This is a genomic window from Micromonospora sp. NPDC049203 (assembly GCF_043197215.1).
Taxonomy (GTDB): domain Bacteria; phylum Actinomycetota; class Actinomycetes; order Mycobacteriales; family Micromonosporaceae; genus Micromonospora.
Map to the genome: position 1 here is coordinate 177,644 of NZ_JBICSV010000006.1, position 21,050 is coordinate 198,693.

At 74.5% G+C, this 21,050-nt stretch carries 23 protein-coding genes; 13 read left to right on the plus strand and 10 right to left on the minus strand.

Translation table 11 applies throughout. The annotated features are described in order from the left end of the window. Positions 1-2: 2 nt before the first annotated feature. Genes ACGFIA_RS18490 through ACGFIA_RS18505 form a run of 4 tightly spaced genes read right to left on the minus strand, consistent with a single transcriptional unit; the run spans position 3 to position 4,532 of the window. Complete coding sequence (locus ACGFIA_RS18490; protein ID WP_357387054.1) at positions 3-695, minus strand: SIS domain-containing protein; 693 nt, start codon at positions 693-695, stop codon at positions 3-5. Next, positions 695-1,912 (minus strand): glycosyltransferase, encoded by a 1,218-nt coding sequence (locus ACGFIA_RS18495; RefSeq protein ID WP_357387052.1) that lies wholly within the window; start codon positions 1,910-1,912, stop codon positions 695-697. Before ACGFIA_RS18495 ends, ACGFIA_RS18490 begins: the two co-directional genes overlap by 1 nt. Beyond that, on the minus strand, positions 1,897-2,871 hold the full coding sequence (locus ACGFIA_RS18500; RefSeq protein WP_357469266.1) for a glycosyltransferase: 975 nt from the start codon (positions 2,869-2,871) through the stop codon (positions 1,897-1,899). Before ACGFIA_RS18500 ends, ACGFIA_RS18495 begins: the two co-directional genes overlap by 16 nt. Next, positions 2,868-4,532: an HAD-IIIA family hydrolase gene (locus tag ACGFIA_RS18505; protein WP_393261047.1), complete on the minus strand. Its 1,665-nt coding sequence runs from the start codon at positions 4,530-4,532 to the stop codon at positions 2,868-2,870. The genes ACGFIA_RS18500 and ACGFIA_RS18505 overlap by 4 nt, the downstream gene beginning before the upstream one ends. Positions 4,533-4,715: 183 nt before the next feature. On the opposite strand from ACGFIA_RS18505, the gene ACGFIA_RS18510 reads away from it, so the two are divergent. Together ACGFIA_RS18510 and ACGFIA_RS18515 are read left to right on the plus strand one after the other, a co-directional pair. Then, positions 4,716-5,162: an SRPBCC family protein gene (locus ACGFIA_RS18510; protein ID WP_357387146.1), complete on the plus strand. Its 447-nt coding sequence runs from the start codon at positions 4,716-4,718 to the stop codon at positions 5,160-5,162. A 91-nt stretch (positions 5,163-5,253) separates the two neighbouring features. Then, positions 5,254-6,021 (plus strand): polyprenol monophosphomannose synthase, encoded by a 768-nt coding sequence (locus tag ACGFIA_RS18515; RefSeq protein WP_013285395.1) that lies wholly within the window; start codon positions 5,254-5,256, stop codon positions 6,019-6,021. Between the two features lie 440 nt (positions 6,022-6,461). On the opposite strand, the gene ACGFIA_RS18520 is transcribed toward ACGFIA_RS18515, so the two are convergent. Then, positions 6,462-8,054, minus strand: a complete 1,593-nt coding sequence (locus tag ACGFIA_RS18520) for a phytoene desaturase family protein (RefSeq protein WP_393261050.1) — start codon at positions 8,052-8,054, stop codon at positions 6,462-6,464. Positions 8,055-8,126: 72 nt separating this feature from the next. On the opposite strand from ACGFIA_RS18520, the gene ACGFIA_RS18525 reads away from it, so the two are divergent. Continuing rightward, positions 8,127-9,560: an aldehyde dehydrogenase family protein gene (locus ACGFIA_RS18525; RefSeq protein ID WP_393261053.1), complete on the plus strand. Its 1,434-nt coding sequence runs from the start codon at positions 8,127-8,129 to the stop codon at positions 9,558-9,560. 59 nt (positions 9,561-9,619) lie between these two features. On the opposite strand, the gene ACGFIA_RS18530 is transcribed toward ACGFIA_RS18525, so the two are convergent. Beyond that, the gene (locus tag ACGFIA_RS18530) at positions 9,620-10,024 is read right to left on the minus strand and encodes a ChaB family protein (protein ID WP_357387044.1); all 405 of its coding nucleotides are present in this window, start codon (positions 10,022-10,024) and stop codon (positions 9,620-9,622) included. A 138-nt stretch (positions 10,025-10,162) separates the two neighbouring features. Between ACGFIA_RS18530 and ACGFIA_RS18535 the strand changes: the two genes are divergently transcribed. The 5 genes from ACGFIA_RS18535 to ACGFIA_RS18555 all read left to right on the plus strand — a co-directional run bounded on the left by ACGFIA_RS18535 (position 10,163) and on the right by ACGFIA_RS18555 (position 12,925). Next, positions 10,163-11,191 carry a YihY/virulence factor BrkB family protein gene (locus ACGFIA_RS18535; RefSeq protein WP_357387042.1) on the plus strand — a complete coding sequence of 343 codons (1,029 nt, stop codon included), beginning with the start codon at positions 10,163-10,165 and terminating at the stop codon, positions 11,189-11,191. A 57-nt stretch (positions 11,192-11,248) separates the two neighbouring features. Continuing rightward, a complete protein-coding gene (locus ACGFIA_RS18540; protein WP_354867132.1) occupies positions 11,249-11,665 on the plus strand; it encodes a DUF2795 domain-containing protein in 417 nt (138 codons plus the stop codon). Positions 11,666-11,720: 55 nt separating this feature from the next. Beyond that, entirely contained in the window at positions 11,721-12,182 is a 462-nt protein-coding gene (locus tag ACGFIA_RS18545) for an SRPBCC family protein (protein WP_357387038.1), read from the plus strand. Between the two features lie 101 nt (positions 12,183-12,283). Continuing rightward, the gene (locus ACGFIA_RS18550) at positions 12,284-12,547 is read left to right on the plus strand and encodes a hypothetical protein (RefSeq protein ID WP_030270328.1); all 264 of its coding nucleotides are present in this window, start codon (positions 12,284-12,286) and stop codon (positions 12,545-12,547) included. A 165-nt stretch (positions 12,548-12,712) separates the two neighbouring features. Next, positions 12,713-12,925, plus strand: coding sequence for a hypothetical protein (locus ACGFIA_RS18555; RefSeq protein WP_357387036.1), 213 nt, complete (start codon positions 12,713-12,715; stop codon positions 12,923-12,925). A gap of 1 nt (position 12,926) precedes the next feature. Here the strand turns inward: ACGFIA_RS18555 and ACGFIA_RS18560 are convergent, their stop codons facing one another. Then, positions 12,927-13,373: a hypothetical protein gene (locus ACGFIA_RS18560; protein ID WP_393261059.1), complete on the minus strand. Its 447-nt coding sequence runs from the start codon at positions 13,371-13,373 to the stop codon at positions 12,927-12,929. A gap of 162 nt (positions 13,374-13,535) precedes the next feature. Here ACGFIA_RS18560 and ACGFIA_RS18565 point away from each other — a divergent pair, with 162 nt between their 5' ends. Then, a complete protein-coding gene (locus ACGFIA_RS18565; RefSeq protein ID WP_393261062.1) occupies positions 13,536-13,904 on the plus strand; it encodes a DUF6401 family natural product biosynthesis protein in 369 nt (122 codons plus the stop codon). Between the two features lie 60 nt (positions 13,905-13,964). Here the strand turns inward: ACGFIA_RS18565 and ACGFIA_RS18570 are convergent, their stop codons facing one another. Further along, complete coding sequence (locus ACGFIA_RS18570) at positions 13,965-14,825, minus strand: hypothetical protein (protein WP_013285384.1); 861 nt, start codon at positions 14,823-14,825, stop codon at positions 13,965-13,967. A gap of 200 nt (positions 14,826-15,025) precedes the next feature. Here ACGFIA_RS18570 and ACGFIA_RS18575 point away from each other — a divergent pair, with 200 nt between their 5' ends. The 3 genes from ACGFIA_RS18575 to ACGFIA_RS18585 all read left to right on the plus strand — a co-directional run bounded on the left by ACGFIA_RS18575 (position 15,026) and on the right by ACGFIA_RS18585 (position 19,257). Further along, the gene (locus ACGFIA_RS18575; RefSeq protein WP_357477587.1) at positions 15,026-17,179 is read left to right on the plus strand and encodes a SpoIIE family protein phosphatase; all 2,154 of its coding nucleotides are present in this window, start codon (positions 15,026-15,028) and stop codon (positions 17,177-17,179) included. Positions 17,180-17,188: 9 nt separating this feature from the next. Beyond that, positions 17,189-17,866, plus strand: coding sequence for an HAD family hydrolase (locus ACGFIA_RS18580; protein ID WP_357477584.1), 678 nt, complete (start codon positions 17,189-17,191; stop codon positions 17,864-17,866). A 101-nt stretch (positions 17,867-17,967) separates the two neighbouring features. Beyond that, positions 17,968-19,257 (plus strand): cation:proton antiporter, encoded by a 1,290-nt coding sequence (locus ACGFIA_RS18585; protein ID WP_357477582.1) that lies wholly within the window; start codon positions 17,968-17,970, stop codon positions 19,255-19,257. 24 nt (positions 19,258-19,281) lie between these two features. Here the strand turns inward: ACGFIA_RS18585 and ACGFIA_RS18590 are convergent, their stop codons facing one another. After that, positions 19,282-20,220, minus strand: a complete 939-nt coding sequence (locus ACGFIA_RS18590) for an NAD(P)/FAD-dependent oxidoreductase (RefSeq protein WP_393261283.1) — start codon at positions 20,218-20,220, stop codon at positions 19,282-19,284. A gap of 101 nt (positions 20,221-20,321) precedes the next feature. Between ACGFIA_RS18590 and ACGFIA_RS18595 the strand changes: the two genes are divergently transcribed. Continuing rightward, positions 20,322-20,546, plus strand: coding sequence for a DUF3072 domain-containing protein (locus ACGFIA_RS18595; RefSeq protein WP_357387024.1), 225 nt, complete (start codon positions 20,322-20,324; stop codon positions 20,544-20,546). A 2-nt stretch (positions 20,547-20,548) separates the two neighbouring features. Here the strand turns inward: ACGFIA_RS18595 and ACGFIA_RS18600 are convergent, their stop codons facing one another. Further along, the gene (locus ACGFIA_RS18600; RefSeq protein ID WP_357387022.1) at positions 20,549-21,049 is read right to left on the minus strand and encodes a YfcE family phosphodiesterase; all 501 of its coding nucleotides are present in this window, start codon (positions 21,047-21,049) and stop codon (positions 20,549-20,551) included. Position 21,050 lies beyond the last annotated feature (1 nt).

The window sequence follows — 21,050 nt, forward strand, 5'->3', positions numbered from 1 at the left end:
CCTCATGCCGTACCTCCCCGGCCGACCGGCGCCGTCGGATCCGGCTCGCCGACGACGACCTCGACACCGGCGCGTACCGGCCCGGCCGGAGTCTGCGGGGCGAGCGCGGCGGGCAGCGCCAGTTCGACGTACTCGCAGAGCACGTGCGAGGCCACCAGGTGCAGTTCCTGCACCACCTGCCCGTCCGCCGAGTCGATCGCCAGGTGCTCGTGGCAGAGGTCGGCGAGGGGGTTGGGTGCGGGTCCGGTGAAGGCCCAGGTGCGTAGGCCGGTCTGGTGGGCGGCGTGGGCGGCGGTGAGGAGGTTGGCGCTGGTGCCGCTGGTGGTCATGAGGAGGAGGTGGTCGTGGGGTCGGCCGTGGGCGCGGACCTGCCGGGCGAAGGTTTCGTCGTATCCGTAGTCGTTGGCGATGGCGGTGAGGGCACTGGTTTCGGCGTGCAGGGCGATGGCGGAGAGGGGTTGGCGGTCGTGGTGGAGTTTGCCGACGAGTTCGGCGGTGAGGTGCTGGGCTTCGGCGGCGCTGCCCCCGTTGCCGGCCACCAGCAGCCGGCCACCGGCGGCGAGCCCCCGCGCCAGCTCCGCACCCCAGCGGGCCAGCATGTGTTCGGCCTCCCGCAGGGGCAGCAGCGCGGCGGCCAGCCGGCTCAGGTGGTCCTCGAGCACCGTCGCGCCGGCGGCCGGCGTGGCGGGCGTCATCAGGCGACCACCCGGGTCGGGCGGCGCACGGTGGCCACCTCGCCGTACAGCTCGGTGAGGCGGTCCGCGGTGGTGGCCCAGGAGTAGCGGGTGCGGGCCCGCTCCAGCGCGGCGGTGGCGTAGGCGAAGCGGCGGATCCGGTCGCCGAGCAGGCCGCGCAGGGCCGCGCCGAGGGCCGCCGGCTCCCGGGGCGGCACCAGGTCGCCGGTGCGTCCGGCCACCACCGTGTCGATCAGCCCGCCGACAGCCGTCGCGACCACCGGTACGCCGCAGGCCATCGCCTCCAGTGGGGTGAGCCCGAACGGTTCGTACCAGGGTGCGGCGACGAGCACGTCGGCCGACCGGTACCAGCGGCCCATCTCCTCCCGGGGCACCGCGCCGACCAGGCGTACCCGGTCGGCGACGCCCAGGGAGCGGGCCAGCGCGCGCAGGCGCAACGCGTACGGGTCGGTCTCCAGCAGTCCGGCCGGCGGCCCGCCGACCACCACGCACTCGGCGTCGGGCACCTCGGCGACGGCCCGGATGACGTCCTGGAAGCCCTTGCGCTCGACCAGCCGGCCGACGGTGAGGATGCGGGCCCGGTCGCCGCCGCGGTCGGCGACCGGGCCGAGCGGGGAGAACGTCGTCAGGTTCACCCCCGACGGCACAACTGTCATCCGCGTCCGGGGCACGCCCATCCGGACCAGTTCGGCGACCTCGTCCTGGCACTGGGCGACCACCCGGTCCACCGAGCGGCCCAGCCTCCGCTCGTGCTCGACCCGGCCCGGCGGGCTGGTGTCCTGCACGCCCTGGTGGCGGCGCTTGACGGTGCCGAGCGCGTGGAACGTCTGCACCACCGGCACGCCCGCCCGGCGGGCCGCGGCGAGACCGGCCAGCCCGCTCATCCAGAAGTGCGCGTGCACCACCTCGGGCTGCCAGTCGCCGGTGCGCCACCGGTCGGCCAGCCACTGCCCGAACGCCGGCATGTACGGCAGCAGGTCGTCCTTGGCCACCGGCTCGGCCGGCCCGGCCGGTACGTGCACCACCTCGTACCCGTCCGGGGTGCGGACGCTCACCGGGAGGTCCACCGCGTCGAGCCGGGTGTAGACGCGTACGTCGTGACCGGCCGCCGTGAGCGCGGCGGAGAGCTCCGCGACATGCGTGTTCTGGCCACCGGCGTCCTCCCCGCCGAGGACGGCGAGCGGGCTGGCATGCTCCGAGATCATCGCGATGCGCATACTTCCTCCTCCAGCAGCCGGTCCCAGTCGGCGAGGAATCGCTCCAGGCCGTAGCGGTCCCGGGCGGCGGCCCGGGCCACGGCGCCCGCCCGGCGGGCGGACTCCGGGTCGTCCAGCAGGCCACGGGCGGCGTCGACGAGCGTGTCGACGCGGGTGGACAGCGCGCCCGCGGCGGGTGGCACCGCCTCCACCGCCTCGGTGGTGGCCAGTGCCACCACGGGCATGCCCATGGTCATGGCCTCGATGAGGCTGAGGCCGAGTGAGGTCCAGCGGCACAGGTGCAGGTACGCGCGCCGTTTGGCGAGTTCGGCGTGCATCGCGTGCTGAGGTACGTCGTCGTGGCTGGTCAGCCGGTCCGCCGGCAGGCCGAGGTGGGCGGCGAGACCGTCCACCTTCATCCCGTAGACGTCGAGTGGCGCCAGCGCGGCGAAGCGGGCGAGCAGGTCCGTGCCGGTCACCCGCCAGCGGCGTACCGGCTCGTTGATGACCACGGCGAGGCGGTCGAGTTCGCCGGTCCACTCGACGGCCGGTGGTACGACGCCGTGGTCGACCACTGTGGTGCGGGTGGCGCCGTTGTCCCAGAACAGCTCGTTGAACGCGGTGACGTGGGTGAGCAGCAGGTCGTCCCGGTCGGCCATCGGGTGCCGGGTGTTCGGCACGTCGCCTTTCGGGGTGTTGTGCTCGACGTAGATCGCGGGCAGGTCGCTGCCGGGCCGGCGGCCGAGCCACTCGGTGGCCAGGTCGAGTTCCTCCGGGCGTTGCAGGATCACCAGGTCCACGTCGGCGTCGCGCAGGTCTTCCGGGGCGATCTCGACGGCGTTGTCCGGCCACTGGTAGGTGCGCGCCCGGCCCAGCCCGTACGGGCCCCGGTCAGGGGTGACGGGCACCAGGTAGCGGTGCTTGCCGTGCACGAAGGAGGTCGTCCACGACCCGTGGACGTGCCACAGCAGGATGTTCATCCGGCCACCCCGCCCGCCACCGGCGCCGGCACGCCGAGCAGCCGCAGCGCCTCCAGCACCCGTCCCGGCTCGACCGCCGACAGGCAGGGGTGCCCGGGGACCGGGCAGACGGTGGCGCGGGTGTCCCGGCACGCCGCGCCCGCGTCACCCAGCCGCACCGTCGGCACCCGGTACGGCCCCCACTGCCCGAACGGGACGGTGGGCGCGAACAGGCTCACCACCGGCACGCCGAGTGCGGCGGCCAGGTGCGCCGGGCCGGTGTTTCCGACCACCAGCGCGGTGGCCCCGGCGATCACCGCCGCCAGCTCGTCCAGCCCGGTCCGCCCGCCCAGGTCGACGCCGCCCGCCGCGGCGACCCGCGCGGTCAGCTCCCGCTCGTCCGGCCCTCCGGTGACCACGACCCGGTGACCGGAGGCGGCGAGCACCCGGACCACGCGGGTGGCCAGTTCCTCCGGGCAGGCGCGGGTCTCCACCGACGATCCCGGGTGCAGGACCACGTAGCCGGGCGGCCCGGCGGCCTCCGCGGGCGGCGGCAGCCGGTCGGTGCGGATGCGCAGTGCCGGTTCGTCGTGGTCGGGCAGCGCGTAGCCGGCGGCGGCGGCGAGGGACAGGGCGCGTTCGGGTTCGGGTACGCCGGGCGGGACGCGGTGGCGCACGTCGAGCAGGCTGCCCGGGTAGTCGTCGCTGATCGCGCTGATGCGGGGTATCCCGGCCAGGCGCAGCAGCAGGGCCAGGGGCAGGGCGGACTGGTGGAAGGAGGTGAACACGACCGCCTCGTCGGCGCGTACCCCCGACAGCCTGTCGGTCAGCGCGCGGACGGCGTGGGGGTCGACGGGCGGGGCGGGCGCGTCGATCCACGGCAGCGACGCCTCGACGATCTCGTCCACGCCGGGGAGCAGTTCGGCGGCGGCACGGCCGCGTGGCCCGCACAGCAGCACCACCCGCTCCGCGCCCGCCGCTACCGCCCGGATGCCCGGCCCGGTCACGAGCACGTCCCCGGCCGCGTCGCTGCGCACCACCAGCACCGTGCCCCGGCGCGACCGGCGCGCGGGCCGCGGCGCGGCCGTCAGGCGCATCCGGGCCAGCACGATGCCCACCGCGTCCGGCAGGTCGGCGGCGACTGTCGGCGCGGCGGCCACCTCGGCGGTCCTCGTGGCGGGCGTGGGGACCATGATCGCGGCGGCGCCCGCCGCGGCGGCGGCGCCCGTGTCCGCGCCGATGTCACCGATCAGCACGCACCGGGTCGGCGTCGTCCCGAGCGCGCGGGCGGCCTCGTGCACCAGGCCGGGCGCGGGTTTGCGGCAGGCGCAACCGTCGGCTTCCGCGTGCGGGCAGATCGCCCAGTGGTCGAACGGACCCAGCAACTCCTCGATCCGGGCGTGCACGGCACGCATCTGCGCCTCGGTGAACAGGCCCCGGGCCAGCCCGGACTGGTTCGTCACCACGGCCAGCCGCAACCCTGCCGCCCGCAACCGGTCCAGCGCCTCCCGGGCACCCGGCACCGGCCGTACCTTCTCCGGATCGCCGTTGTACGGCACGTCTTCCACCAGCGTGCCGTCGCGGTCCAGCAGCACCGCGTCGTACAGGCCGGACGGGAACCGGTCAGCACCCGGGTCAACCCGGGCTGACCTGCACTGATCCCGCTCCTGGTCCCGTCGCACGGGCGGCGGGTTCCCGACGCCCCGAGGAGTAAACGTCAACGTCGGCGCCAGGCCGCCCCGCCGGTGCCGCACGGCCGGGGCGCACGACTGCCACGACCGGCCCGGTGCGGCGATACCCGCCGCCCCGGAGAAGCTAACCCCTGTCGCCGTTAGCGACGGCCCATGGCGGGGTACCGCTCGGTGATGGCGGTTGTGGAGAAGGTGATCGACGCGCCCCCGGAGCAGGTCTTCGAGGTGCTCGCGGACGGGTGGACGTACAGCGACTGGGTGGTCGGCACCGCACACGTGCGGGACGTGGACGACGCGTGGCCCCGCGTCGGCACCAACCTGCACCACCGGGCCGGGCCCTGGCCGTTCTCCCTCCAGGACAAGTCGACGGTGCTGGAATGCGAGGCGCCGCACCGGCTGGTGCTGCGCGCCGGGCTGTGGCCGGCCGGGGAGGCGATCGTGGCGTTCGCCCTGGAGCCGCTGGAGGGCGGCCGGACCCGGGTGACGATCGGCGAGGACTTCGCCGCCGGGCCGCTGCGGTGGGTCCGTACCAAGCTCAACGACCTGGTGCTGCACCTGCGCAACCGGGAGACGCTGGCCCGGCTCTCCGACATCGCGACGCGGCAGAAGCCGGAGCCGTGATCGATCGCCCGGCGGGGCGTCTGTGCGGCTGCCGTACGAGGGACTGGCTACCCTCTCAGGTGAACCTGTCGGCTGACCGAGGATGTCCGTGATGATCGAACCCGTGCAGTTACCCTCCCCGTGGGGGGATGCGCGCCTGACCGTCGTCGTTCCGACCTACAACGAGGCGGGCAACCTTCCGGTGCTGGTCGAGCGCCTGCTCGCGCTGCCGCTGCCGGGGCTGAAGGTGCTGGTCGCGGACGACAACTCCCCGGACGGCACCGGTGAGGTCGCCGACAAGCTGGCCATCGAGCACCCGGACCGGGTGACGGTGCTGCACCGCCCGGGCAAGGAGGGCCTCGGCCGGGCGTACGTGGACGGCATCGGCCGCGCGCTCGACGACGGCGCGGACTTCGTCGCCCAGATGGACGCCGACCTGTCGCACCCGCCGGAGGCGCTGCCCGGCATGCTCGGCGCGCTGCTGTCCACCCAGGCCTCGGTGGTCATCGGCTCGCGTTACGTGCCCGGCGGCGAGCTGGACGAGAACTGGCCGCTGTACCGGCGCGCGCTCAGCGGCTGGGCCAACCTGTACGTGCACACGCTGCTGCGGGTACGCATCCGCGACCTGACCGCCGGCTTCAAGATCTGGCGGGCCGACGCGCTGCGCGCGATCGGGCTGGACCGGGTGCAGTCGAACGGCTACAGCTTCCAGGTGGAGATGCACTACCTCGCCACCAAGCTCGGCCACACGATCCTTGAGGTGCCGATCCGCTTCGAGGAACGCCGCGACGGCGACTCGAAGATGACCACCGCCACGAAGATCGAGAGCGCGCTGATGCCGTTCAAGCTGCGCAGCCGGCACCGCAACCTCGACTCCTGAGCGCTTCCGCGTTCCACCGCGCCCTCACGCCGCGTAACTGTCACCGCGCGTGAGGGCGCGCCCGCTCAGCCACATCTCCCGCCGCGCCCTTTGCTCTGCCGCCACCGGCGCAGCACCGCCCTGAGCAGGGAGGCTTTCCGTGCGGCCGTTCCGTTCACAGCGCACGTTGGTCACGATGCGTAACCGATGCATATAAGGCTGCAGAGCAAAGGCGGCGGCGCGGTTATCCCGTCGAGGCACTGCCGACCACTCAGCGTGACGCACTCGACGTAGTGGTGGTCGGTCGCTGCCGCTGAGCGCCTCGGCCCCGACTGCCGATCTCGTTTGCCGGGAGACTGCGCCGGTCTGCGGTTCCGTCGACGAGGTTGCCAGGTGTTCCCCCGGTGGCGCGGGAAGCGGTCAACGGCAGCGGCAGCGGCAGCGGTGAAGGTGCGGCCGGGTCAGCGGTAGACGGTGCGGTGGGCGGCGGCGATCGTCCGGGCGTACACCGCTCCGGTGACTGCCCGGTCGCGGGCCAGCGCGGCCCGCGCCGCGTTCGCGCCCGGCGCGCCGTGCACGCCGCCGCCGGGGTGGGCGGAGGCACTGGCCAGGTAGAGCCGGTCCACCGGGGTGTCGGCCCGGCCCAGGCCGGGGATCGGCCGCAGGAACAACTGCTGGTACGCCGCGGCCGTGCCGCCGCCCAGCGCGCCCCCGACCAGGCTCGGTTCGGCGGCCTCCAGGTCGGCCGGGCCGGCCACGTGCCGCCCGACGACGGACGCCCGGAACCCGGGTGCCGCCGCCTCCAGCGTCTCTTCCATCCGCTCCACGTGCCCGGCCACCTCCTCGGCGCGCCAGTCCCGGCGGAACGGCAGGTGGGTGTAGGACCAGAGCGACTCGGTGCCGGGCGGTGAGTGGCTCGGGTCGGCCACCGACATCTGCCCCACCAGCAGGAACGGATCCCGGGGCATCTCGCCGCGGGCCAGCTCGGCCGCGTACGTGGTCAGGCCGTCCATGTCGGCGCCCAGGTGCACGGTGCCGGCACCGGCCAGGTCGCGGTTCTTCCACGGCACCGGCGCGGACAACGCCCAGTCGACCTTGAGCGTGGAGCCGTCCCACTTGAAGTGCGCCAGATCCTCGACCATCCGGGGCGGCAGCGCCGCCGCGCCGACCAGGTCGAGGAAGAGCGCCGGGGCCGGCACGTCGGCGAGCACCGCGCGCCGGGCCCGCCAGTCGGCGCCGCCGGCGGTGCGCACGCCCATCGCCCGGCCCCGGGCGGTGAGCACCCGCTCGACCCGGGCGCCGTACGTGATCCGGCCGCCCCGCTCGACCAGCCGCGCCACCAGCGCGTCGGTGATCCGCTGGGCGCCGCCGACCGGCACCGGCCAGCCCACCTGCTGGCCGAGCATGGCGAGCAGCCAGCCGTACACCCCGGAGCCGGCATCCTCCGGGGACAGGTCGGTGTGCAGGGCGCAGCCGGCCAGCAGGACCGGACCGCCCTCGCCCTCGAACAGCTCGGCACCCAGCTTGCGGACCGGGAGCACGAGGCGTCGGGCCAGCCGCAGCGCGCCGCCGACGCGGAGCTGCCGCAGCAGGCCCAGACCACCGCGCACCGGGGGGAACGGGGTGGTGATGGCCTGCAGCATCGGCTCGGCCACCCGACGCCAGTCGGCGTACGCGTGTCGCCAGCGCTCCCCGTCGCCGGGGGCGAACGCCTCCAGCGACGCGGCGGTGGTGTCCAGGTCGCGGTTGACCACGGCGGCCCGGCCGTCCGGGAGCAGGTGCGCCAGCACGTCCGGCGCGTGCGTCCAGGACAGGCCGTGCTGTTCCAGGCCCAGCCCGTCGAGCACCGGGGAGGCGTAGCCGAGCGGATAGAACGAGCTGTAGAGGTCGCTGAGATAACCGGGCGCTGTCACGTACGCGGAGCGGACGGCCCCGCCGGGCGCCTCGGTGGCCTCCAGGACCTCGACGTCCCATCCGGCGTCCACCAGCAGGTTCGCGGCCACCAGTCCGTTGTGCCCGGCTCCGATGACGACGGCGTCCGCGGTGGAGGTCATCGGATCCGCCTACCCGGCCGGTCACCGGGCGAAACGCGTTTGCCCTGCCCATGCCGGGGCAAGCACGGCCGCATGTACACGGTTGCGCAGCTCATTGGTGGAGTGTGGGGCGCCGGCGGCGAGGGCGGTGAGCTGGTCGTCCACGATCCGGCGGACGGGTCGCCGGTGACCCGGGCGCCGGTCGCCACCGCCGACGAGGTGGCCAAGGCGGTGGAGGCGGCCCGGGGCGTGGCGGCGGAGTGGGCGGCGACCGCCCCCGCGGAACGGGCCGCGGCGCTGCACCGGGCGGCGGACGCGGTCGAGGCGGCGGCCGGGGAACTGGCCGACGCGACCACGGCGGAGATGGGCAAGCCCCTCGATGACGCGCGGGGCGGGGTGGCGGCGGGCATCGGCACGCTGCGACAGTACGCCGAACTCGCCCCGGTACGCGGCGGCCGGACCCTGCACGGCGCGCACGGCGCACTGGACTTCATGGCTCCCGAGCCGCGCGGCGTGGTCGCCGCGATCACCCCGTGGAACGACCCGGTGGCGGTGTCCTGCGGCCTGCTCGGCGCGGCCCTGGTCACCGGCAACGTGGTGGTGTACAAGCCGAGCGAGCGGACCCCCGCCACCGGGTGGCTGCTGGCCCGCGCGCTGGACTCGGCGTTGCCGGCCGGGGTGCTGTCGCTGCTCACCGGCGGCGGCGAGGTCGGCGCCGCGCTGGCCGGGCAGGAACTGGACGTGATCGCCCACGTGGGCTCCACCGCCACCGGCCGGGCGATCGCCGTCGCGGGCGCGCGGACCGGCGCGAAGGTGCTGCTGGAGAACGGCGGGAGCGATCCGCTGGTGGTGGACGCGGACGTCGACCCGGTCTGGGCGGCCGAGCAGGCGGCGCTCGGTTGTTTCGCCAACGCCGGGCAGATCTGCGTGGCGGTGGAGCGGATCTACGTGCACCGCGACGTCGCCGAGGGCTTCACCGACGCGCTCGTGGCACGCGCCGAGGCCCTGACCGTGGGCCCCGGCCGCGATCCGGGCACGCAGCTCGCGCCGCTTGTCGACAGGCGGCACCGGGACCACGTGCACGGGCAGGTCACCGCGGCGCTGGCGGACGGGGCCCGGGTACGCGCCGGCGGCGTGCTGCCCGACGGCCCCGGCGCGTTCTATCCGGCCACCGTGGTCGAGGGCTGCCGCCACGACATGGCGCTGGTCCGGGAGGAGACGTTCGGGCCGGTCGCCCCCGTGGTGGTGGTCGACTCGTTCAGCGAGGGCCTGCGCTGCGCGGCCGACTCGCCGTACGGCCTGGCCGCCACCGTCCTGACCGGTTCCATGAGCCACGCCCAGCGCGCCTGGCGGGAGCTGCCGGTCGGCACCGTGAAGATCAATTCGGTGTTCGGCGGGGCGCCGGGCGGCGCGGCCCAGCCGCGCCGGGGCAGCGGCCAGGGCTTCGGGTACGGCCCGGAGCTGCTGGACGAGTTCAGCACCGTCAAGGCGGTGCACCTGGAGGCGCCGGGCGGCGGCCACTGGTGAGACGGCACGAATGAGCCCGGGACCGAGGCGGTCCCGGGCTCGACGCGTACCCGAAGGGGTCAGCGACCCCCGCGGGCCTTGCGGGTCGCGTTGTTGTTGGCCTTCTCGATGGCGTTGACCAGTTCCGGCTTCGTCATCCGGGACCGGCCGCGCACGTCCAGTTTCTTCGCCACCTCCATGAGGTGGTCCTTGGTGGCGTTGGCGTCCACCCCGCCGGCCGTCGGCGCGCGCCGGGCCGGGCCGCCGCCCTCGGCCTGCTTGTCGCTGGGGCCCTTGCGGCCCTTGGGCTCCCAGTGGTCGCCCACCTTCTCGAACTCGTGCTTGACCGCGGCGAAGGCGGTGCGGTGCGCCCGCTCCCCCTCGCCGTAGGTCTCGACCGCCGAGTCGTGCGTCTTCTCCCAGGTCCGCTGCGCCTTCGCCGGCGAGCGCCGCAGCGTGCTGGGCAGTACCTCGCGCCCGGGCATCTCGTCCTCCTGGAGTATCGATCGGCTGTCTGGTGTGGTTCCCTCCCGCCCGGCGGGCAAACCGGCACCCGGTTTGTCGATTTCCACCGGCGGGTACCGCCCGCCCACGCCCGGTGGCGGGGCCTGGAGGAGGCGGACATGACCGTGACCACACCACAGACGGTCGGCGGCCGGACGCGATCCCGCTTCCCCCGGCGGATCCGCCAGCTCAACTGGCGCACCTGGCGCGGCGTGCTGATGCGCAGCGGCAAGGGTTTCGTCACCGACAACTGCGCGGACTGGGCGGCGGCGCTCACCTACTACGGGGTGCTGGCGCTGTTCCCGTCCACGATCGTGGTGGTGGCGCTGGTCGGACTGGTCTCCGACGGCCCACGCACCGTCGACACCGTGATCGACCTGGCCCGGGAGATCGGCGCCGGCTCGGTGGTCGGCAACGACGCGTTCGTCGGTGTGGTGCGCAACGTGGTCGAACAGCAGGGCTCGGCGAAGGTGCTGCTGAGCTTCGGCCTGCTCGGCGCGCTCTGGTCCGCGTCCGGGTTCATCGGCGCGTTCACCCGGGCCTCGAACGCGATCTACGGGGTGCGGGAGGGGCGGCCGTTCTACCGGCTGCGCCCGTTGCAGATCGGCATGGCCGCGGTGACGATCGTGCTGCTGGCGGTGGTGGCCACCGGGCTGATCGTCAGCGGCCCGGTCACCGACGCGGTGGGTGACCTGCTGCACGCCGGGGCGGTGGCCCGGACCACGTGGTCGGTGGCGAAGTGGCCGCTGCTCGCGGTGGTCGCGATGACCTTGCTGTCGCTGCTGTTCTGGATCGCGCCGAACGTCCGCCAGCCGCGGTTCCGCTGGCTCACCCCGGGTGGCGCGCTGGCGCTCGTGGCCTGGGTGCTCGCCTCCTTCGGCTTCGGCCTGTACGTGGCCAACTTCGGCTCGTACGACGTCACGTACGGCAGTCTCGGCGCGGTCATCGCGTTCCTGGTGTGGCTCTACCTGTCCAACTGCGCGTTGATGCTCGGCGTGCAGGTGAACGCGGAGCTGCAGCGCGGGCGGGCGATGCAGGCCGGGATCGAGGAGCCGGACGACCCGGTGCTGCCGCCGCGCGCCCCGGCCGACGAGGACAAGGAGAACGCGGACAGCGAGAAGACCGCCGACCGGTTGCCGCCCGGATGACCGGCTCCCCCGGCCGGCGCCGGTTTACCGGCGGCCCTCGGGGGCATCTCCCAAGGCATGGAACGTGGCAGCAGCAAGCACTCGCCCAGGGTCGACGACCAGATGAGCAGTGAGGTCAGCGGTCTCGTCCAGAGCGCCGGCACCGGCGGTTCCCGGGCCGAGGAGTTCCGGATCCCCGAGCCGGCCGGCGAGGACCAGCCGGAGGCCACCACGGCGCCGGCCGGGGAGCTGCGCAGCGGCGCGCCGCAGGGCATGAGCTCCGAGGACGTCGAGGCGCGCAGCCGCCTGGGGCGGTTCATCACGATGACCGCCCTGCCCGGCGACCGGGAGGCGCTGCTTGCCAACGCGCTGGAGAACGAGGCGCCGACGGACATCGTCGCCGCCCTGGAGACCCTGCCCGAGGGCACCACCTACCAGACGATCTCCGAGGTGTGGGCCGCACTCGGGCACCGGAACGAGACGACGCGCTGGTGAGCGGGCCGGCCCACGGCCCGCGACGAGACACCGGCGGAACAGGAGGAACCCCGACATGAGTGGCGTTACCGAGCATGTGGACGTGAAGGTCCCGATCCGGACCGCGTACGACCAGTGGACCCAGTTCGAGGAGTTCCCGCACTTCATGGAGGGTGTGCAGGAGGTCCGGCAGCTCTCGGACAGGATGACCCACTGGACGGTCGAGATCGCGGGCGTGAAGCGCGAGTTCGACGCCGAGATCACCGAGCAGTTGCCGGACGAGCGGGTGGCCTGGCGCTCCACCGGGGGCACCCAGCAGGCGGGCGTGGTGACCTTCCACCGCCTCGACGAGGGGCACACCCGGGTCACGCTCCAGATGGAGTTCGAGCCGCACGGCGTGGTCGAGCAGGCCGGCGACAAGCTGGGCGTGGTCGACCGGCGTGCCAAGGGCGACCTGGAGCGGTTCAAGCAGTTCATCGAGCGGCGCGGTCAGGAGACGGGCGCCTGGCGCGGCGCCGTCGACCGCCCCACCCCCTGAGCACCCTCCCCCGTACCGAGTCTCCGATGGCCGCCGGCACCGCCGGCGGCCATCACCGTGCCCGGCCGTTTGCGATCATCCGGTCCGGGTACCGCAGGGTAATGACCGACAACGACCGCCACGTGTGGCGCGACGAGGACCGTACTCCCCTGCACGAGCTGGACCAGGCCATCGCCCGGTCGGCCACGGACGGCCAGGGCGACGACGTCACCGCCAACGACGCCGGCGAGGAGGCCGCGTTCGGCCACGGCCCGGAGGCGGTGGACCGGGGTGCCGGCCCGGAGGCCGAGCGGCGTGAGATGACCGATGCGGACCGGGCCTACCGGCCGTCGACGATCGGGCGGACCGGCCCCGACAGCATGTGATCCCCGGGTGACTGCGGGCACCCGTAGCGGTGCCCGCAGCCGCCGGATTCATGCTCGGCCGAAGCGACATAAAGTGCGGTACGGACGGTCGGGAAAACGGACAGCCCATCCAGAATCGGCCGAACGGCTGACGGCACTCACCTCGATGCGCGCAAGACTTTCGGGATGCAACAGGGCTCCGGTTTTCTCTCCAACCGTCAGCGCAAGCTCGCCTGGCTGGGCTTCCTGCTCGCCGCGATCCAGGCTCCGGTCTCGGCCCGGTTCACCGACGACAGCTCCTGGCTGTTCAGCCTGGTGGTGGCGCTGATGGTAGCGACCGTGATCATCGCCGACGACGGCGCCCGCCGCCGCCCGGCCGACGCCCGCGCCTCCGACTGAGTCAGCTTCCGCCGGGGCGCGCCTCGTGCCCCGGCACCCCCCGGCTGCGGCGGCGCTCCTTCATCTCCGCCTCGTAGAGGTGCCGCCGGCCCTCGACCAGCTCGTCGCGGGCCCGCCGGTCCAGCTCCCGGAAGAGCGCGTAGTACCCGTCGTCGAAGTCCTCGACGATCTGGAACGTCCACCGTCCGGCGATGACGTTGCGGCCGAGCAGTTCCCTGTCGATCCGCTCGGCGATCGCCGGGTGGCCGGCGGAGCGGAACATCTCCACCGCGTCGTCGAGCATCAGGTCGGCGTGGCCGATGAGCTGGTGCAGCTCGTACAGGTGGCCCCGGGCCCGCTCGACGCACTCCAGGGCCTCGCTGAGCTTGCCCAGCGCCTCGACGGTGGCGTCACTCACTCCCTCCGGGCGCCGGTGCGCCCGGTCCGGTCCGTCGGCCCGTTGTCCCATCCTGTCCCTCCGTGACCCGATCGCGTGGTCTGCGTACCGGACTTCTGCCCCCGCACGGGCGACTCAACCCTGGCGGAGGAGGCGGCCGCTCCCCCGGACGATCCGGGCATCCGCCGCTCGGCCGAGGTCGGCCCCCGGTGGGCGGCGTTAGCCTCGGACACCATGCGCGCGCCGAAGAACCGGGTCGCGACCCGCCGCTCTGCGGCCGTGGCCGCGCGGACGACCCTCACCACGCTCACCGCCGCCGTCGGCACCGCCGGCCTCGCCGCGGCCCACGCGAACCCCGGGCTGCTCGCCGAGGTCGACCAGCACGCCGCCGGGGTACGCGACAGCCTCGACGGCGACCGCCAGCCGCTCACCGTCGCGGCGCTGGCCGGGTACGTCGACGGGCTGCGCGAGGCGGCGGCCGAGCACGGCTGGACGCCGCCGGCCGGGGCGGAGGTGGACTGGTCCGAGCCGGACTGGATGCTCACCCGCCTGCTCGCGGTCTGCCTGCTGGCCCGCGGGCTGGACCCGCGCCACCTGGCCTGACCCGGGCACGGCTACGGGGCGCCCGCGATCGCCCCGCGGACACCCCGTAACCCGTTGCCGTCAGCCGTTCGGCCGGCGGAACTGCTGCGTCTCGTCCCCTGCCTCGCCGGAGCGGTACGTGCCCGCCCCCGACATGGACGACTGCGGCGCCGCCGGTGCCGGTTGCCCGCCCCGGTCGGCCATCCGCCGCTCGTAGTCGCCGCGGCCGGCCTGCTGCGCCTGCCGCTGCTGCCGGATCGCCCGGGACTCCTCGGCGGCCCGGTGCAGCCAGCCGTCCCAGCGGTCCTGCATCGGCTTGACCAGACCACCACCGACACCCACGATCAGGATGCCGGCCACTGTGGCGAGGAACGCCACAAGCACCGGTGTGGTCACCGTGGTGGCGATGCCCACCTGGTTCAGCGCGGCGATGATGCCGAGCGCCAGGATGAAGATCGCCGTCACGTCGGCCAGCACCCGGCCGTACGAGAGCCCGCCGAGCGCGCCGGAGACCAGGTCCCGGACGGCGTTGGCGATGGCGGCGGCGATCACCACGATCACGATCGCCACGAAGGCCCGCGGCAGCCAGGACACCACCCCGCGAATCAGGTCGCTGATCGCGTTTGGTCCCCACACCCCGAAGGCGAACTGCAGGGTGAACAACAGGACCGCGTAGTAGGCCAGTTTGGCCAGGATGTCGCTGGCGTCGTACTTGGTGCGTTCCAGGGCCCGTTTGACACCGCCGCGTTCCACGGCGCGGTCGAACCCGACCCGTTCCAGTGCCGCGTCCACGATTTTGAGGACGGCTCGGGCGATGAGCCAACCCACGACGAGGATCGCGATGAACGCGATCGCCCGCGGTACGAAGAGCAGCACCGACCTCCAGAAGTCGGTCCAGGCCGCACTGATGTCGACCTGTCCGACCGCGAGGGTTTTCGGCATGATGTCCCTCCTGTCGCGTGAACTGCGCCGCCCGCATACCCGATGGCCTGGGCAGCACGCCGGGCCGGACCGGGGCAATTTCCCGACATAGCCTGCCTAACCGGCCCTGACCTGCTCGAACATCCGCGTCGTCGGGTGCCCGCGTCCGCCACGGACACATGATCGGAACCAGCCGGCCACGCGCCGGTTAGGCTGCGGTCATGCCAGGCACCGTCGGTCGGGTTCCCACTCCGTCCGCCCCCGCACCGGGAGCGCCCACCGATCCCGTCGTCGGCGGGCCGGCGGCCGGTGCCGTTCACCCCTGGGCCGGCACGTCGCTGGGGCCCCCGGACACCTGGGATCCCGCGGTCCGCGCGGTGGCCGACGTGGTGCTCGCCTCCCCGGTGCCGATGGCCCTGCTCCTCGGCGACGACCTGGTGGTCTTCTACAACGACGGGTACGCCGAGCTGATCGGCGACCGGCACCCGGACGCGCTGGGCCGGCCGGCGGCTGAGGCGTTCGCCGAGGTGTGGCGCGACCCGGGCGCGGGCGAGGCGCTGGAACGGGTCTACCGGCACGGCGAGCCGTTCCTGCAACGGGAGGCGGTGCTGCCGGCCGACCGGCAGGGCCCGGCCGAGCCGGCCGTGTTCACCAGGGGCCACTGCCCGGTCCGCGACTCCGGCGGCCGCATCGTCGGCGTGCTCACCGTCTCGGCGCAGACCACCCAGCTGACCCAGCAGTTGCAGAGCCTGAGCGACTTCGCGGCGGCGCTGGCCGGCACGCTCACACTCGACGACGTGGCGCGGGTGACGCTGCGCTACTGCCTGCACACCTTCGACGCCGACCGGGTGTCGTTCGCGGTGGACGAGGGCAGCGCGTGGCGGCTGGTCCGCCGCATCCGCGGCGAGCTGCTCGACGAGGCCGACGAGCGGCTGCCCCCGCTGTGGCGGCGGATGTCCGCCGAGTCGGCGCTGCCGGCGGTGGTGTCCGCGCGCAGTGGCGTGGCCTCGTTCACCGCCGACGGGCAGCCGCTGCGCGGTGTCGCGGCGGACCGGCACGACGAGAAGATCCGCGCGCTCGCGGCGCTGCCGCTGCGGACGACTGTGGTCCGGGGTTCGCTGACCGTCGGCTACCGGGCGCCGCGCCCCTGGTCCCCAGCGGAACGGGCGCTGCTGACCGCGTCCGCGGAGCTGGTCGGCCAGGCCGCCGAGCGGGCCCGCCGGTTCGAGACCCAGCACGGCACCGCCCAGATGCTGCAACGCAGCATGCTCCCGGAACGGCTGCCGGACCTGCCCCGGCTGCGCATCGCCGCGCGGTACGACCCGGGCGTGGACGGCAACGCCGCGGGCGGCGACTTCTACGACGCGTTCCTGCTGCCCACCGGCGCGCTGGGCGTGGTGCTGGGCGACGTGGCCGGACACGACGTGCAGGCCGCCGCCCGGATGGGCCAGGTACGCGCCGCGCTGCGCGCGCTCGCCCTCGTCGACTCCCGCCCGGACGCGGTGCTCGACGGACTGGACCGGCTGGTCAGCAGCCTCGGCGTCGAGGGCGGCACCCAGGAGCTGTTCGTGACGGTGATCTTCGGCGTGGTCGAGGCGGACCGGGAGCTGATCACGCTCGCGAGCGCCGGTCATCCCGCGCCGCTGATCCGGCGCGCCGGACCCGACGCGGCGGCGGCCGAGTTCGTCGACGTGCCGCCCGCCCCTCCGCTGGGTCTGGGCGGGCGTGCGCGTACCGCCACCGTGCCGTTCCGTCCCGGCGACACCCTGCTGCTCTACAGCGACGGCGTGGTGGAGCGGCGCTGGCAGGACCTCGCGGCCGGGATGGCCGGGCTGGGCGCGGCGGTGACCGGGGCGGCAGGCGGTGACCCGCGCGCGCTGTGCGCGGTGGCGTCCGCGTCGGTGCCGGGCGCCACCGAGGACGACGTGGCGGTGCTCGCGGTGGAGTACGCGGTGCGCCCCAGCCGGTCGGCGAGCATGGAGGTGCCGGCCGAGCCGACCGCGCCGAGCCGGGTCCGGCACTGGATGACCGCGCAGCTGGGCGAGTGGCGGGTGCCGGAGGCGGTGATCGGCGCCGCGGTGCTGTGCACCAGCGAGCTGACCACCAACGCGTTGCTGCACGCCGGCACGGCCGCCCGGGTCGAGGTCGACCTGTCCGCCGAGCGGCTGCTGGTGTCGGTGGCCGACTCGGGCACCCGGGGTCAGGTCACCCGGGCGCAGACCGACACGCTCAGCAGCCGGGGCCGCGGGCTCGGCCTGATCGAGGAGCTGAGCGACGCCTGGGGCACCGACCCGACCGTACGCGGCTCGACGGTCTGGTTCGAGATCCTCATTCCGCCGGGTGAGTCGCGCGTCGGCGACGCTGCGGCCGGGTAGGAGCCGGACATGGCCGACGACAAGCGACGCGGTGTCCTCTTCGACGTGGACGGCACCCTGGTCGATACGACGTACCTGCACACGGTGAGCTGGTGGGAGGCGCTGCGCCAGGGCGACCACCGGGTGCCGATGGCGCGGATCCACAGGTCCATCGGCATGGGCTCGGACAAGCTCCTCGACCACCTGCTCGGCGCCGAGCGGGACCGGAGCGCCGACGGCAGGCTGCGCGACGCGCACGACGCGCTCTACGCCGAGTACTGGGAGCGGCTGGCTCCGCTGCCGGGCGCCCGTGAGCTGCTGCGCGCCTGCGCGGAGCGCGGGCTGCGGGTGGTGCTCGCCACCTCGGCCGCCGAGCACGAGGTGACAGCGCTGCGGGCGGCGCTGGACGCGGACGACGTGATCGACTCGGTCACCTCGTCGGCCGACGCGCAGGAGAGCAAGCCGGCACCGGACATCCTGGTCGCCGCGCTGGAGCAGTCCGGCCTGGCCGCCGAGCGGGTGGTGTTCGTCGGCGACTCGGTCTGGGACGTGGCCGCCGCCGGCAAGCTCGACATCCCCTGCATCGGGCTGACCTGCGGCGGCACCGGCCGCGCCGAACTGGCCGGCGCGGGCGCGGTGGCGGTGTACGAGGACCCGGCCGCGCTGCTGGGCGCGCTGGGTGACAGCGCCATCGCGTCGCTCGGCTGACGGGCGGCTCAACCGGCCGGCGCGCGCAGGCTTAGCCGGACCCGCTTCGGGGCACTGCTGGACTCCACCGCCCGGCCGCCGGGCGACGGAAGGGTGGTGTCGTGGAACCGGTGGATGTCGCGTTCGCTCTGCTGGGCGTCGGTGCGCTGCTGGCCGGGGTGCTGCCCCGCGTGCTGGAGCGACGGCCACTGTCGATGCCGATCGCGTTCCTCGGGCTCGGCATGCTCGTGTTCGTGCTGCCCACCGGCCTGCCCACACCGGACCCGCTGCGCTGGCCGGAACTGACCACCCACCTCACCGAGGTCGGTGTGATCGTCGCGCTGATGGGCGCCGGCCTGAAGATCGACCGTCCGTTGAGCTGGTCCCGCTGGTCGTCGACCTGGCGGCTGCTGGCGATCGCCATGCCGCTGTGCATCGCCGCGGTGGCGCTGCTCGGGTGGTGGTGGGCCGGCCTGGTGCCGGCCGCGGCGCTGCTGCTCGGCGCGGCGCTCGCCCCCACCGACCCGGTGCTCGCCTCGGACGTGCAGGTGGGCGAACCGACCGATGTGGAGGACTCGGAGGACGAGGTGCGCTTCGCGCTCACCTCGGAGGCGGGCCTGAACGACGGGCTCGCCTTCCCGTTCGTGTACGCGGCCATCGCGATCGCCACCACCGGGCTCGCGCCGTCCGGCTGGCTGGCCGAGTGGTTCGCGGTGGACGTGCTCTACAAGCTCGCCGCCGGGGTGGGTGGCGGGCTGCTCGTCGGCTGGCTGCTCGGCAAGCTGTTCTTCCGCGCCCCGAGCAAGCTGCGGCTGGCCCGGCACTCCGAAGGGTTCCTCGCGCTGGCCGCGACGTTCCTGGCGTACGGGCTGGTCGAGGTGATCGGCGGGTACGGCTTCCTGGCCGTGTTCGTGGCCGCCCGGGCGATCCGGGCCGCCGAGCGCACGCACGAGTTCCACTCCGTGCTGCACGACTTCGCCGAGCAGGTGGAGCGGCTGCTCACGGTGCTGCTGCTGCTGCTGTTCGGCGGGGCGGTGATCGGCGGGCTGCTCGCGCCGCTGACCTGGCCGGCGGCGCTGGCCGGGCTGGCCCTGGTGCTGGTGATCCGGCCGCTGGCCGGGTGGCTGTCACTGCGCGGGGCGCCGGGCAAGCCGGCCGAGCACTGGGTGATCGCGCTGTTCGGCATCCGCGGCGTCGGCTCGTTCTACTACCTGGCGTACGCCACCAGCAAGACCGACTTCCCGCAGGCGGATCTGGTCTGGGCCACAGTCGGTCTCGTGGTGGTGGTGTCGGTGGTGGCGCACGGCATCGCCGCGACACCGGTCATGCAGTTGCTGGACCGGGCGGGCGAACGCACCGGCGAGGGCGCGCGGGCCGGCTCGGCGGCGCAACCGGTGGCCGCCACCGGCTGAGCACGCGTCGAGTTGTGGCCTGGATCAGCCCAGCCGGGCGGCGAGCGCGCGGCCCAGGTCGCGGCCGGAACGCCAGGCGGTCTGCGCGCGCGGCCGGCCGAACGCGTCGCCGGCCAGCCCGATCCCGTCGTCGTCCAGGTGGTACGTGGCGCTCCCGGACTGCGCGGCAGGTGTCGCGTACGTCCAGCGGTGCACGTGTGTCGACGCGGCCGGCTCGGGCAGTCCGAGCAGGTCGCGGACCGCCTGCTCGATCGCCGGGCCGGCGGCGGCGGGCTGGCGCAGGTGCCCGGCGGCGAACCCGGCGGTGGTGTGCGCGACGAGCACCGGGGCGGCGTCGCCACGCCGGTCGCCGTCGTCACAGACCAGGCTGAGCACGGGGTGGTCGTTGACGAACGCGCCGTGGAAGTCCGCCCAGCGGCGGGCCGGGTACCGCAGCACCCCGGTCAGCGCCGACGACCAGCGCTGCGCGGCCACCGCCCGGGTGGCGTCGGCCAGGGCCGGGTCCAGCAGCGGCGCGGCCTGCGGGCCGGGCATGGCCAGCACGACCGCCTCCGCCTCGACGCCGTCCACCCGGGGGCCCGGCTCGACGCGCGTCACCAGCCGTTCGTGCGTCACCGGAAGATCGGCGGCGAGGTGCTCGACGAGCGAGCGCAGCCCGCGCGGGGCGGCCCAGCGCATCGGGCCGCTGACCCGCTCGCGGCCGCCCGGCCCGTACGCGACGAGCGTGTCGGTCCACTCCCGGGCCAGCCCGGCGGCCCGCCACCGGTCCGCCACGGCGGCGAAGTCCGGATCGTCCACTGTGAAGTACGCGGCGCCCAGGTCGGCGGGACGGCCGTCGAAGCGCTTGCTGGCCAGCCGCCCGCCGCTGACCCGGGCGCGTTCGCGCACCCGCACCGGGACACCGGCCCGCGCCAGCTCGGCCGCGCAGGCCACCCCGGCGATGCCCGCACCGACCACCACCACGCCCGCCCGGTCCGCCGTCACCAGGTGATCCTAGGCGGTTGGCGGCATGAACCCGCCCGACCGGGGGTAGTGGTACACCTGTTCGAGGAGAGGTGATCAGCATGGCCGACCGCGACAACGCCAGCGGCAGGAACGTGAACCCGGACGCCGCCGTCAAGGACCCGGACGACTGGGTCACCGGCGACGAGCCGCCCACCGCCGCCCAGGAGTCGTATCTGCACACCCTGGCCCAGGAGGCGGGCGAGCCGGTGCCGGAGGGCCTGACCAAGGCCGAGGCGTCCCGGCGGATCGACGAGCTCCAGGCGGAGACCGGCCGGGGCCGCTGAGGTCAACGTGGGGGCAGGCGGTGCAGCTCGACCCGGTCGAGCCGCCCCGCCGCCACCCGGGCGGTCAGGAAGGTGGCGTACGGCTGTGCCCGCCGGTCGGTGGGCGAGCCGGGGTTGAGCAGGCGCAGGCCACCAGGGGCGACGCTGTCCCACGGGATGTGCGAGTGTCCGAAGACGAGCAGGTCGCGGTCGCCGTACGCGGCGGCGCAGCGCTCCTCGCGGCGAGTCTTCGGGCCGGTCTCGTGCACCACGGCGACCCGCAGGCCGTCCAGCTCGACCCGGGCCACCTCGGGCAGCCGGGCGCGCAGCTCCGGTCCGTCGTTGTTGCCGTACACGGCGATCAGGCGGCGCGACCGCTCCTCCAGTGCGTCCAGCAGCGCCACGTCAACCCAGTCCCCGGCGTGCACCACCACGTCCGCGGCCTCGACGGCCGCCCACAGCGCCGCCGGAAGGTCCCGCGCCCGCTTCGGCACATGCGTGTCCGCCATCAAGACCAGATCCACC

Coding starts and splice junctions, on each gene's coding strand:
- ACGFIA_RS18490 (WP_357387054.1), bottom strand. CDS start 695: ATGACGCCCGCCACGCCGGCCGCCGGCGCGACGGTGCTCGAGGACCAC.
- ACGFIA_RS18495 (WP_357387052.1), bottom strand. CDS start 1,912: ATGCGCATCGCGATGATCTCGGAGCATGCCAGCCCGCTCGCCGTCCTC.
- ACGFIA_RS18500 (WP_357469266.1), bottom strand. CDS start 2,871: ATGAACATCCTGCTGTGGCACGTCCACGGGTCGTGGACGACCTCCTTC.
- ACGFIA_RS18510 (WP_357387146.1), top strand. CDS start 4,716: ATGGCGGTTGTGGAGAAGGTGATCGACGCGCCCCCGGAGCAGGTCTTC.
- ACGFIA_RS18515 (WP_013285395.1), top strand. CDS start 5,254: ATGATCGAACCCGTGCAGTTACCCTCCCCGTGGGGGGATGCGCGCCTG.
- ACGFIA_RS18520 (WP_393261050.1), bottom strand. CDS start 8,054: ATGACCTCCACCGCGGACGCCGTCGTCATCGGAGCCGGGCACAACGGA.
- ACGFIA_RS18525 (WP_393261053.1), top strand. CDS start 8,127: ATGTACACGGTTGCGCAGCTCATTGGTGGAGTGTGGGGCGCCGGCGGC.
- ACGFIA_RS18530 (WP_357387044.1), bottom strand. CDS start 10,024: ATGCCCGGGCGCGAGGTACTGCCCAGCACGCTGCGGCGCTCGCCGGCG.
- ACGFIA_RS18535 (WP_357387042.1), top strand. CDS start 10,163: ATGACCGTGACCACACCACAGACGGTCGGCGGCCGGACGCGATCCCGC.
- ACGFIA_RS18540 (WP_354867132.1), top strand. CDS start 11,249: ATGGAACGTGGCAGCAGCAAGCACTCGCCCAGGGTCGACGACCAGATG.
- ACGFIA_RS18545 (WP_357387038.1), top strand. CDS start 11,721: ATGAGTGGCGTTACCGAGCATGTGGACGTGAAGGTCCCGATCCGGACC.
- ACGFIA_RS18550 (WP_030270328.1), top strand. CDS start 12,284: ATGACCGACAACGACCGCCACGTGTGGCGCGACGAGGACCGTACTCCC.
- ACGFIA_RS18555 (WP_357387036.1), top strand. CDS start 12,713: ATGCAACAGGGCTCCGGTTTTCTCTCCAACCGTCAGCGCAAGCTCGCC.
- ACGFIA_RS18560 (WP_393261059.1), bottom strand. CDS start 13,373: ATGGGACAACGGGCCGACGGACCGGACCGGGCGCACCGGCGCCCGGAG.
- ACGFIA_RS18565 (WP_393261062.1), top strand. CDS start 13,536: ATGCGCGCGCCGAAGAACCGGGTCGCGACCCGCCGCTCTGCGGCCGTG.
- ACGFIA_RS18570 (WP_013285384.1), bottom strand. CDS start 14,825: ATGCCGAAAACCCTCGCGGTCGGACAGGTCGACATCAGTGCGGCCTGG.
- ACGFIA_RS18575 (WP_357477587.1), top strand. CDS start 15,026: ATGCCAGGCACCGTCGGTCGGGTTCCCACTCCGTCCGCCCCCGCACCG.
- ACGFIA_RS18580 (WP_357477584.1), top strand. CDS start 17,189: ATGGCCGACGACAAGCGACGCGGTGTCCTCTTCGACGTGGACGGCACC.
- ACGFIA_RS18595 (WP_357387024.1), top strand. CDS start 20,322: ATGGCCGACCGCGACAACGCCAGCGGCAGGAACGTGAACCCGGACGCC.